Source organism: Maribacter stanieri, assembly GCF_900112245.1.
Lineage (GTDB): Bacteria > Bacteroidota > Bacteroidia > Flavobacteriales > Flavobacteriaceae > Maribacter > Maribacter stanieri.
This window is the reverse complement of the sequence record NZ_FOYX01000003.1, coordinates 472,031-485,588: the sequence shown is the minus strand read 5'-3', so window position 1 is coordinate 485,588 and position 13,558 is coordinate 472,031. Positions and strand designations below refer to the sequence as shown.

Below are 13,558 nucleotides of genomic sequence, written 5' to 3'. Positions count from 1 at the left end.
TTTTAGGTTAGAACTTTAAGTTTACTCCCATGGTAAAAGACTTTGTCAAAGGAAAAGCACCATAATCCTCTCCTGGTGTTAAACTATTGGTAGAAATATTACTTACCTCAGGATTGTATCCTAAATAATCAGTTATAGTAAAAAGGTTAGTTCCTGTGATATAAAACCTTAGTTTCTTAACTGCTCCACCAAATAGATTATCTGTTGGTAAAGTATAACCTAAGGATACATTTCTTAATCTTACATAAGATCCATCTTCAACTTGAAAAGAAGAAGGTCTACTATTATTACCATGATTTCCAGATTCTCTATCAGCTCTAGGTACATATCCATTTCCTGGATCTTCTGCAGATCTCCATCTTTCATTAAAAATGGCGTAAGAATTAAAATTAGCTTCACCATTTTTTAAATGCCTTGATGTTAAGTTTAATACTTCATTGCCCTCAACCCCTTGTATTAAAAAACTAAAGTCAATATTCTTATAACTAAAAGTATTATTTATTCCCCAAGTAAAATCTGGGAAATAACTACCCGTAACCGTTCTATCATCTGGTGTAATTTGACCATCTCCATCGATGTCTTTAAACTTAATATCACCAGGACCGGCATTTGGTGCTTGTGTATCAACTGGTGCACTATCAATCTCTTCTTGGGTTTGATAAATGCCATCGGTTACATAACCATAATAACTACCTATTGGATCACCAACTCTAGTAACATGTCTTACTCCTGCACTACCAGAAGAATATATGGGTTCGTTACCTTCATTAAGAGCCATTACTTCATTTTTATTAGTTGAGAAATTAATATCAGTATCCCAAGAAAAATCGCCTACAAAGTTTTTAGTACGTAATGCCAATTCAAAACCCTGATTTTGGACCTCACCAAGATTTCTTAATGTAGTTTCAAAACCAGATACAGAAGATATTGCAACATTTAGTAATAAATCTCGAGTTGTAGAACTGTAATAATCAGCTAAAAAGAAAACTCTATTGTCAAATAAGCCCACTTCTAAACCAACATCTACCTGTTCAGATTTCTCCCAGGTTAAGTTTGGGTTAGGTATGGTTGCTTGTACAAGACCGTTAATCTCATTTCCTCCTAGATTATAATTCTGTGGGGATAGTAAACCAACTGCACCATAATTTGGTATTTCAAAGTTTCCTGTTTGTCCCCAACTTGCTCTAAGCTTTAGTTCTGAAATTAATTCCGAATTAGCTAAGAATTCCTCTTGACTTAATCTCCACCCAGCTGAAAAGGAAGGGAAATAACCAGTCTGGTTATTTTTACCAAATCTTGAAGATTTGTCAGCTCTAAATGTTCCTGTAAATAAGTATCTGTCTTTATAACTATAGTTTACTCTTAATAGAGATGATAATAAGGACCATTGTTCTTTTAAAGAAGTACCACCAAAAACTTGTCCTCCACTAATTGTTGGTACCAAATCATCCGGATAATTATTTGCAAGAACTTGTTTGATTGTTAAATTATCTTTTTGTGCAGTATATCCAATTACTGCATCTAGATAATGTTCTCCAAATTCTTTTTTCCAGCTTAACGTATTTTCCCAAAGCCAATTTGTCTCAGTAGAAGATGAAGCTTGACCATAAGGATTACCATCTGCCGAATCTCTATACAATAATGTATTCGCTCTGTAGAAGTCTTGATTATATAAATTGATATAAACTCCACCTAAAGACTTAAAAGTTAATTCAGGTAAAATATCATAAGTTAGACTAAGCGTTCCCCTATTTTGAAATTGAAACAATCGGTCATCTATTGCTTCGATAATTGCCAAAGGATTACTAGCTGTAGTAGTACCTCCACCCAAGTAAGATTGATTGTTTAGTTGGTTAATTGTACCATCAGCATTATAAGGACTAACTGTTGGCGAATGCACTATTGCCGAATATACAATCCCCGGAGGAGTTGCAAAATAAGGAGCTGAAGCAGGAACTCTCTGATTTTCAGTAACTGTCGGCGCCAATCTAAAATCTAAATTCAATTTTTCAGATAATTGAGAATTTAAATTTAACAGAACGGAATAACGCTCAAATTTTGACTTTTCAATAACACCTGTTTGAGAAAAATATCCCGTAGAAGCATAAAAACTGGTCTTATTTTTAACCGGAGAGGCATATGAAAAATTATAGCTTTGTACTACTCCTGTTTTAAAAATCACATCTTGCCAATCCGTATCTGTTCCATCCCAATTAATAAAAGATTCCGGTAATTCATAATTTACATTACCACGATCTCCTGGTGCAATTGGATCACTTATTGAAGCTCCTGGAACAGAAGCCAGATAATTATTATTTCTAGAATCAGTAGTAAAATCTATTAATTCGCTAGCATTCATTAAATCTATTCTGTTCGCAACTGTCTGCATACTTGCATAAGAATCGAAAGAAAAAATACCTTCATCAGTATTTGAACCTTTTTTAGTAGTTATTAATAAAACACCATTTCCACCTCTTGATCCATAAATGGCAGCTGCACTTGCATCTTTCAATACTTGGATAGACTCAATATCATTTGGGTTTAATGTTGCCAATGGATTAATAGTTGGTGGTTGAAAATTACCACCCTGATTGGCAAGTCCACCTATCTGACTTGATGACGTTAAATTTCTGGTTATTGGAATTCCATCAACTACAAATAATGGATCGTTACCTGCAGATATTGAACCTGAACCTCTTACCCTAATATTAGGTGCTGCTCCCGGCTCACCAGAAACTTCTTGTACTTGAACCCCTGCTACCTGACCAATCAATGCTCCTTCCGCAGTTAATGCAGGTACTTTTACTATGGTTTGCGTATCAATAGACACCACTGAACCAGTAACTTTTGTTTTCGCCAATGTTCCATATCCTACAACGATAACTTCTTCTAAAGCAGCAGCATCTGGATCTAAGCTTATAGTAATTGTTGATTTACCTTCTACATTTACTTCTTTCGATTTATACCCTAAATAAGATACTTCAACAATTGAGACACCCACTGGTAATGTGATTTCAAAATTCCCATCAAAATCAGTAGTCGAACCAACTGTGGTTCCTTTTGCTATAACAGTTGCTCCCGGTAATGGGATACCTGTTTCATCTAAAACCTTACCACTAAGACTTGTTTGAAAACTTGAAATTTCAACGCTCTTTTCGGGTATTTTACCACTATAAACAGTCTTCCCTTTTCGTTTTACTACAATTTGATTGGAAATTATTTCATAGTCTAAATCTGTTCCCTTAAAAACTTCATCAAGTAATTTTTCAATAGGAAGAGCTTTTTTTGAAACGGTTACTTTACGACTCAAATCAACTTCGGTAGCTTCATAAAAAAATTTATGTCCTGTTGAATTGGTTATAGATTCAAAAACATCTCCTAAATTTTTATTTTTGAAATTTGCCGCCACGGTATCTTCTTGCTTACTGTTATTTGCAATGGCATAGCTAAAAGATAATGACATACATAGGAGAAAGATAAATTTTCTCCGAGCCTTAGCGGCCACAGTATAAATGGTTTTCTTTTTTTTCATAATTCATTCGGTCTAGTTAGTTTAGTTTAGTTTCTTTTTACTTAGAATTGATTCAAACCATAGGCTATTCTGTTTTATTAATAGTTATTATTTTTCCTTTTTTTATGTACTTAAAATTTGTGTGAGTTTGGATCGTCTTTAAAATAGATTCAATATTTTCTTTATCGAATGCACCAGTAAATTGACGTTCTTCTAGCGTATTATTTTCATTAATTATCTGAACATCAAACTGACGCTCCAGTTTTTTTATAATTTGAGACATGTTCGCATTTTGAAAAGAAATAACTCCCTCTACCCATGATACATATGGGGTGATATCGACATCTTCAACAATAAATGAATTATTAGAATTAGTGATTTTCTGAGAAGGTTTAAGCATCGTTAAATTCTTCTCTTTAAATCTGAGCTTATCACCTACGCCAACGGAACCTTCTACTAAAACTACTTCGATATTATCATCGTCTTCATATGATGATATATTGAATACAGTTCCATAAACTTGGGTAAATGTTTCATCTGTTTGAACAACAAATGGCTTTAAAGGATCTTTGGCTATTTCAAAAAACGCTTCACCTTTAAGAGTAATTTTTCTTGTATTCAAATCAGCAAAACTTGAAGGATAGGATAGTTCTGAACCTGAATTTAACTTTATAACTGAACCATCATCAAGTGTTACCGATAAAGTTTTTCCGTAAGGAACTTTTAAAATATTGTTACTTGAATTAACGGTGTTTTTAACTGAACCGTTTTGTTTCAATATTCCGTTTTTTAATTGAATACTAGCTAATCCATTCCCTACATTAATAATGGTATCATTGTTTTGATTAAGATTTATAGTTTCTCCATTATTTAATTGAAGAGTAATTTCATTATAATTTAAATTCGATTGAATTGATTCAGAAGACTTGTTATTAAGTATAAAATAGATACTTGAAGCAATAAGTACAATAATAGCAGCAGCATATTTTAGAATATTTTTGCTTGCATTTAAAGGAATGACTTTAGATTCTTCCTTCTCTTTAATACTTTTTAGAAATTCTTGAAATGCTTCTTCTGAATCCCAGGATTCCTTTTTATATCTTACTAAATAATCGGCTTGAACCAATTTTTTGAAAGTATCTTGATTACCGTCTTTTTTTACCCATTCAAATAAAATGGCTATCTCTTCCTCAGTAGCTTCTTCTCTAAGGTATCTGGTAATAATAATTTTTATATCTAGGTTAGTCATTTAAAAAAATTAAGTGTCTTTTTACTAGAGACGCACGTTTTTTTAAATACCCTTACTTAAAACAAATATTTTTAACATTATTATTATGAGAAGTACACAGGTACATCTATTTACTTGAAGAAAATCAATTTTAATTACAGGAAAATAGTCAATTGAGTACGTAATCTTTTTAATGCCTTAGACATATGTACTTCAACTGTCTTTATTGATATATGAAGTTTTTCAGAAATTTCCTGATACTTTAGTCCCTCCTTTTTACCTAGAATAAAAACTCTTTTGCATTGATCAGGTAAGTTTTCTATTTCGTCATCAATTAATTTAAGTTTTTGTTCGTATTGGCTGCTATCTATATCCACTAAATTTGAATAGGCTTCTACTTTAAGGTGCTCTAATAATTTATACTTTTTCTTCTCTTTTCGTTTGGCATCTATGAAGAGGTTATAAGCCATTCTGAAAAAGTAAGGTTTTAATGCATTATCTTGAATTGATAATGACTCTCTTTTGTACCAAAGTTTTACAAAAGCTTGTTGTGCAATTTCCTCAGTTAATTCAGAATCACCAGAAATTGCTAATAAATAATTACAAAGATCCTTATAATAATTATTAAAAAAGTAAGCATAAGCAACTTCAGACCCTTTTATTAATCCTTCTAAAAGAAACTTCTCATTCATGTAGTTGTTATTGTCCATACTGGTAATTTTCATAAATCAAATTCTGAGAACAGATTGATTTAAATTATACAATAAACAAACAAGCCTATGATCAGCAGTAAAGGCTAAGATATTCACCTATATGAAGTAGAAACATTTAAATACAATACCGAAGAATTCTATTTAAATATTTGTACCATAAAAGCGCATCCAAACCAGTAACTATTATGCAAGTAAAATTACACAACAGTTAAAACTAATTGAAATACAATTCTAAAATGTAAAAAGAAACTGTGATGAATTTAATTAAAATTTTCTTAATTATTAATATAAATATATAATAACAACTATATTTTCATTAAATCTTTATTTATGATAGTGTAACTCTAAGCATAACACAATTTACCTTACTCTTAATTATAGAAATCACTATGCGTGTTATATTTAATATGATGTATGTATTAAAAATTGCCAGTTATCTGAGATAAAAGATTGCTAGAATGACTCCATATGGTTAACAATTTTGATTTTGAACCAATAACAAACTTATACATCTAAAAGAAAATTTATAAATTCAACACAATATGTATTCTCAGAATAAACAATTATTATTAATGGTTTTCTTACCTCCTACTTTTTGTTATTTTTGAGTAAATAATTTGTTTAATCAGCGTATACGCTACCGAATACGATTTTATACAAAAAGTCTTGAAATAGTAGTAAAATAAGGGATTTTGGACAATTCATAACCCGGAGGTCGGGGGATCGTGCCCCCCTCTCGCTACAGAAATAAAAGGCATAAAAAAACGGTTTAGCAAAAGCTAGACCGTTTTTTTATGCTCTAAATTCACCTAAGATTAATTTTTCTCACGAAAGTGAACACGTTTTAGAACACGATTTGTCAACAAAAAAGTAATTTATCGGCTCCTAAAATCTACACCGCAAAGGGTGATCTCTCCAAAAGATGGTACGTCTATATTTCATTAAGAGACCCAATAACCAAAAAATTGGTACGGATGAAAAATATTTATGGCAAAGCAAATAATTATAAGACCAAAGCTGATAGACTTACTATTTTAACCTCTTACAGAAAAAATTTACTAAAATTGCTCAAAGAGGGATATAGCCCTTTTGAAAAAAAATAAGATTTAAAAAAATCCAGTAGATTAGTAATCCTAAAAAAGAAATAAACATACCTAGATACGTTTATACAATTGTTGGCAGTAATTAACAATAATGAGTGAAGTAACAAACCTAATAATATCATTTTCAATTGGAGAAGATGAAAAGAGTCGGATGAACGAAGTGAATTTATTTTTAAATAACGGTCGTAGATTCAAGATAACTCTGCAGATTTTGCAAAAGGTACTAATTGGTTAGGTAAAGAAAATAGAAAAAGACGGTATAGAGGCTCTAAAATGTTAGAAATTCCATTATATGTGGGAGCCTTCAATCATTTGGATTTGGAAGGACTTATTGACCATATGAAAGAGCTTGAATGGAAGGAACCTGAAAATGTCCAATTAATGGTGAAAGTTCAAGAATCTGATAAATTTGAAATCTTTGAATTAAAATAAAAACTATTGCCAACAACACCTAAAAGCAATAGCCGCCTACGGCTCGCTGCAACTTTTAGCCTACTCGTTTGCAATTTAAGATGAAAAACGAAATTAATTGAATCGGAGTTATAAAGTAGAAAAAAATAGGACGTTTCCCTGATTAAATTAGCATTGAAAACTAAACACTAAAAGGTGAATATCGAAGAATGCCCTAAACAGCAAGACGTAACCAATAAATTTAATTCTCCATGGTGTCTACCAGGTTTACAGATAATTCTTAATACATTTTAAGTTTAGAAGATTTAAAAAATAGCCTTGACCCAAAAAAACATCCTTATTATTCTGCGATTATAATTTCAAGTTATCGAGGAAAACAAAGTGTATAATTTCCTAAAAATAAATTTTAAAATTATAATCTTATAAGTATTAGCAAGCATCTGAATATATTATTTAAGTATTTATCAGCCATTTCTTTCTACTATCTTTATAAAATAAATTATCTGAAACATCCCAAATAAAAATGAGATATAATTTATTTTCTATAATTATCATATTTATACTCCCGCAATGGATTTTAGGGCAAAACTTATTACCTCCTATTCAGAATTATAATAGTTATGAATATAATGCCGCAAGTAAAAACTGGGGACTTGCCATAGATAATAATGGTGAATTATATGCTGCCAATAATAATGGATTGCTACATTTTAATGGTGAAAGTTGGAGTCTAAATAAATTACCTAATAAAACAATTGTTCGTTCCGTAGCATTTGTAAATGGAAAAATTTTTACTGGCTCTTATGAAGAATTCGGGTTCTGGGAGATGAATGAATACGGATCTTTAGCGTATACGTCATTAACCCATTTAATTAAAAATCATGAGTTTACAAATGAAGAGTTTTGGCAAATCATACAACTAAATGATGCAATTATTTTTAGATCTTTTTCAACAGTTTACATTTATAAGGATAATGAAATAAAAATAGTAGATGCCCCATTTGTTGTTACCAATATAGCCAAGTATAAGGATCAAATTATAGTTGCAGGTGAACATCGAAGATTATATTGGATTAAAAACAATGCTCTAACACCTATAAATTCACAAGAAATTTTAGAAGGTAAGACCATTGTTGATATGGTCCCTTTTGGAGATAACTTAATCATTGGCACTAAACTGAATGGATGTTTTTTACTTATTGATGGACAAGTAAAACTATTAGACGATTCCATTAACAACGAGTTAAAAGAACATCAATTAAATAAGGTTTTATCACTAGATAAAAATACCATTGCATTTGGAACCATAAAAAACGGAGTCTACACCTATAACATTAAATCCAATTCTTTTAAAAATCTCAACAAGGCACTAGGGCTACAAAATAATACGGTCTTAGCTATGCTACAATATAAAGAACAACTATGGCTAGGTCTAGATAATGGTATCGATAAGATTCAACTAAATAATCCTATTACCTATTATACTGATTATACTGGAGTCTTAGGTACCGTGTATGACCTTGTGGATCATAAAGGTAATTTATACTTGGGAAGCAATACTGGCATTTATCATTTCAAAGATAATGTACTACACTTTGTACCTGGCTCACAAGGTCATGTTTGGGATTTGGAAGTTATTGACGGTGATCTCTTTATTGGACATAATACGGGTACGTTCATATTGAAAAATGGTAAACTCAAAAAGCTATCTGATATTTCTGGAGGATACCAAATAGTCAAAGTCCCTGAAACCCAATCTTCTTATATTCAAGGTACATATACAGGTTTAGCCAATTTTGAGAAAGATGCTAACGGCAATTGGCTAACAAGTCGTGTTATTGGTATTGACTTTCCCGTTAAGCAATTATGCTTTGAAAATTCAAGTACAATATGGGTGGCACATCCATACAAGGGTCTTTTCAAAATTAAAATGAATGAATTACACACCAAAGTACTGGACATAAAAGAAATAGAAACAGGTGTAATTCCAAATACCTACAATATAAAGTTGTATAATATTAAAAATCAAATAATATTATCAAGTGAAGGTAATTGGTATAAATATGACCCGATTTCAGATGTAATTTCGAAATTTAAAGAATTCGAAGATTATAAAAATATGGACTTGGTAAATTACAATTCCACAAATTATTGGTTTTTCGATAATGATAATCAAAAGAAAATCATTCACACAGATCTTGGTGCTAATCAATTTACATTAGACGATGAGCAACTTAGAAAAAGATTAGCCATTGAAACAGAAACAATAGTAAATTACAATGATTCCATATATTATTTTACCCTTACCGATGGCTTTGGAAAACTTAACCTTAAAAGATTTGAGAAAGAGCTTCAAAATGTAGAATTACCCGCACCAAGAATAAATTCTTTTGTTGATGAAAATGAAACCCATTCATTAAATGGAAATCTGTTTAAAATACCATTTAATAAATCCAAAAATATTAAAATAGCAGTTTCTGCTGGTAGCTTTAAGCAGTATACGTATTATTATGAACTATCTGGTACCGTAAAACAAGCTAGTTATTTGGATTATGGCATTATTAATCTTCAAAATTTGCCTTTTGGATCTTATACTTTAAAAATATACACAGTAAGCATAGGTAATGAATTATCAAATCCTAAAATTATTGAATTTGAAATATTAAGACCATGGTACTTTTCTAATTGGAGTTTATTAGGATACTTATTTTTATTTATTGCAAGTATTCTTTTAGTGCGTTGGTATAACAGACAAAAATTAGCTAAAAAGCACAACCTTCTAAAAATTAAATTGCAAAGGGAGCAAGAAGAGCGTTTAGCTCTAATAGAGAAAGAGAAACTAGAGAAAGAAATTAAAAGAAAACAGACCGAACTTGCGAGAACAACCATGAGTGTAGCTAAGAAAAATGAATTAATTATTGAATTAAAAGAGCTTATCTCTTTAAACCAAGATGCGTTTTCTAACAAACAACGTTACAGATCTTTATCTAAAAAACTTGATAATTCAATGAACGAAGATCAAGATTGGAAGCATTTTGAATTAAGTTTTAAAGAATTACATGAAGATTTCTTTGAAAACCTCCTAAAGAAATACCCAAAACTAAGTCCTAAGGATCTTAGATTATGTGCCTATTTGAAAATGAATCATACAACCAAAGAAATAGCTCCTTTAATGGGTATTTCTATTAGGGGTGTGGAAATACATCGATACCGTCTTCGTAAAAAATTAAACATTGATAGCTCTCAAAATCTGTCGAATTACCTAATTAAGTTCAAATAGTAGGTCTTATTGATTACTCTAAAACTACCTCACATATTAATATCGCGTTAATACTATACATCATTACTACATCAAAACGTTAAAAATTACTTTTTAATTAACACATCTACTACTGCAAAACCCTGTTTTTAAAGGTTTACAGGGTACTCATACCGTTGATGTACTTTTTATGTAGTTCAATAGATTTTAACGCGTAGTTGTTTTGATAACTTGCTATTGAAATTAACAACTTGATAATTTTACAACTCAATTTTTAAACAATTATGAAAATAGGAATCAAATTTTTAACATTCTGCATTTTACTAAGCCATTTGACGGTTTTTGCGCAAAATGGAATTTCGGTTTCGGGAACTGTCACCGACGATAGTGGGCAACCATTACCAGGTGCTAGTATTATCGTAAATGGTACTACTACAGGAACCCAAACTGATTTTGACGGTTTATATGCATTAAACGATGTACCCAACAATGGTACACTAGTAATTAGTTACATCGGTTACTCTACTCAAGAAATCGCGGTGAACGGCCAAACAACTATAGATGTATCTTTATCTGAAGATTCTCAAGCTTTAGACGAGGTTGTAGTCGTTGGTTATGGTACCCAGAAAAAAGCTGATCTTACGGGATCCATTACTACAATTAAAACTGAGGATATCACTAGAACTCCAACTAGTGCCGCAATGCAATCATTGCAAGGTAAAGTAGCGGGACTTCAAGTAGTAAGTAGCGGTGCACCAGGTACGGGACCAACAATTCGTGTTCGTGGTATCGGTTCTTATGTGGGTGGTGCCTCTGATCCTCTATATGTGGTCGACGGAACTTTCTTCGATGATATCGATTTTTTAAATACGGAAGACATTGAAACTATTTCCGTACTTAAAGATGCATCAGCTTCGGCAATTTACGGTGTTCGTGCCGCAAATGGTGTGGTGCTGATAGAAACCAAATCTGGTAAAATAAACCAGAAACCAGAAATCACCTATAATGGATACCAAGGTGTGCAGATTGCGCAAAACATTGTTAAACTATCTAACTCAGAACAGTTTGCAACCCTTGCAAGAGAATCTGGTTCTGATGCAGAAGCACAGTCTATAGATAATGCTATTCAACGTTATGGTAGAAGCAGAATTAACCCCAATGTACCCGATGTAAATACAGATTGGTACGATCTTATTTTACGTCACGCATTACAGCAGAACCATAGTATAGGTGTTGCCGGTGGTACAGAATCTGTAACTTATTCTTTAGGATTAAACTACTTTGAACAAGAAGGTATTTTGAAAATGAAGAATGATTACGAAAGATTCAATATTCGTTCTAAAATCAATGTTGATATTACTGATCGCTTAGATATTGGTATTTCAACTCTTTTTAGTAATGCAACAAGATACAGACCAGAAAGTACCGCATTTGCATTGGCATACTATGCCTCCCCTACCATGCCTGTTCTTGACCCTTCAAAAACAGATGCATATCCAAAACCTTATGCAAACGCACAAAATTTAGGTTACAGAGGTACCCAGAATCCGTTTCCAGTAATGGAAAATACAGAAAATCGAGACAAAATCAGAAATACACTGACTACAGTTGATCTTAACTACCAGTTGGTGCCCGATAAATTGACTTTAAAAACTGCTTTTTATCACAACTTTGAAACTACCGAAACGAGAGAAGTACGTTTACCTTACTTTTTTGGAAACGGTAACGCATTTAGGGAAAATGCAGAATTGGTAAAAAGAAATGCAACGTTCTCAGAGCAAACTTGGGATAATACTTTAACCTATAATGACAGTTATGGCAAACACAATCTAACTGCATTGGTCGGTACTTCTTACAGGGATCGTTCTTATGAGCAGTTAGAAGCTAAAGGTCTTAATTTTCCTAACGGACCAGGGATTGGAGATGAATCTTATTACCTGGACCTTGCCAACTCAATAGATATTGATGGTGTAGGTGATGACGGTGTTAGACAATACTTTTTCTCATATTTTGGTCGTGTTGCTTATAACTATGACAGTAAATATCTTCTTTATGGTACGTTTAGAGCAGATGGTACTAGTAAATACCAAGAGAAATGGGGTTATTTCCCAACTGTTGGTGTCGGCTGGGTAGTTTCTGAGGAATCATTCTTAGAGAACAGCAACGTTATAAACTTTTTAAAGCTTAGAGCTAGTTGGGGTGAATTGGGTAATGCCAATGTAGACTCTAGTACTGGCGGGATTACGTCTGATGCGGTAGATGGTGCATTTGGTGATGTTCGCTACCCTGGTCTTGTAACTAGTAGTGATTTTGAAGCCCTAAAATGGGAAGTTACTGCCGAAACCAACGTAGGTTTAACTGCCAGATTATTCGATAATAAATTAACGATCGATTCTGACTACTACGTTAGAGAAACACGTGACGCAGTTATACCAGTGTCTAGATTATTAGTTCCTGGGGAAACCAGACAAAATGTTGGTATTATAAGAAACTCAGGTTTTGAAATTGTTGCCAACTGGAACCAAAAAGTATCAGATAATTTTAGCTTTAGCGTAGGCGGAAACTTCTCTACTTTAGATAATGAGGTACTTGATTTAGCGGGACAAGAGAATCTAACCTCTGGTGGTGACACTGCACAACGTACAGTTGTAGGTGGTACTATTAGTCCGTTCTTCGGGTTAAAAGTTGACGGAGTATATCAAACTGATGAGGAAATTCAATCTGACCCTGCTGCACAAGCAGCCATTGCAGACGGATTAACCGTTGCCCCTGGAGATTTAAAGTTTGTAGATCAAAATGGAGATATGGTGATTGATGCACAAGATAGAGTGGATCTTGGATCATACCTACCCACCTATTCTTTCGGATTCAATTTTGGAATGAATTACAAGGCATGGGATTTTAACCTGAATGTTATTGGGCAAGGTGGTAATGTTATAGCCAACCAAAAACGCTTTGCTATTCGCCAAACTCCTGATGCCAATATTGATAGGGATTTCGCAGTAAATAGATGGAACGGTGCCGCTAGCACCAATAGCTACCCATCGGCAAGGGGAATTAGAAACCCTTGGAGCAACCAGTTCTTGAACAGTTTCTTCGTAGAAAAGGGAGATTTTGTAAGACTACAGAATGTAACCTTGGGGTATACGCTACCTAAGTTAAATGGAAAATTCAATCCTGATATTAGATTCTACATCACTGCAGAACGTCCGTTGACATTTTTCAACTACAACGGTTTTACTCCTGAGGTTTCTGATGGTAGAGATACCCAAACCTATCCAATACCAGGTGTGTATACAGTTGGTGTAAATATTAAAATATAAAAATACAGCT

General features: G+C 32.7%; 6 protein-coding genes. 3 read left to right on the top strand and 3 right to left on the bottom strand.

All coding sequences use genetic code 11. The features are described 5' to 3' along the window. Nucleotides 1-7: 7 nt before the first annotated feature. The 3 genes from BM296_RS15850 to BM296_RS15840 all read right to left on the bottom strand — a co-directional run bounded on the left by BM296_RS15850 (nt 8) and on the right by BM296_RS15840 (nt 5,464). The gene (locus BM296_RS15850) at nt 8-3,532 is read right to left on the bottom strand and encodes a TonB-dependent receptor (RefSeq protein ID WP_091904402.1); all 3,525 of its coding nucleotides are present in this window, start codon (nt 3,530-3,532) and stop codon (nt 8-10) included. Nucleotides 3,533-3,596: 64 nt separating this feature from the next. Then, nucleotides 3,597-4,760 carry a FecR family protein gene (locus BM296_RS15845; RefSeq protein WP_091904400.1) on the bottom strand — a complete coding sequence of 388 codons (1,164 nt, stop codon included), beginning with the start codon at nt 4,758-4,760 and terminating at the stop codon, nt 3,597-3,599. A gap of 134 nt (nt 4,761-4,894) precedes the next feature. Further along, entirely contained in the window at nt 4,895-5,464 is a 570-nt protein-coding gene (locus tag BM296_RS15840) for an RNA polymerase sigma factor (protein ID WP_091904398.1), read from the bottom strand. 1,364 nt (nt 5,465-6,828) lie between these two features. On the opposite strand from BM296_RS15840, the gene BM296_RS19465 reads away from it, so the two are divergent. From BM296_RS19465 to BM296_RS15830, 3 genes are all read left to right on the top strand, one after another. After that, the gene (locus BM296_RS19465) at nt 6,829-6,987 is read left to right on the top strand and encodes a hypothetical protein (RefSeq protein ID WP_177214968.1); all 159 of its coding nucleotides are present in this window, start codon (nt 6,829-6,831) and stop codon (nt 6,985-6,987) included. Between the two features lie 502 nt (nt 6,988-7,489). Continuing rightward, complete coding sequence (locus BM296_RS15835; RefSeq protein WP_091904396.1) at nt 7,490-10,246, top strand: helix-turn-helix and ligand-binding sensor domain-containing protein; 2,757 nt, start codon at nt 7,490-7,492, stop codon at nt 10,244-10,246. 263 nt (nt 10,247-10,509) lie between these two features. Continuing rightward, nucleotides 10,510-13,548: a SusC/RagA family TonB-linked outer membrane protein gene (locus tag BM296_RS15830; protein ID WP_091904394.1), complete on the top strand. Its 3,039-nt coding sequence runs from the start codon at nt 10,510-10,512 to the stop codon at nt 13,546-13,548. Nucleotides 13,549-13,558 lie beyond the last annotated feature (10 nt).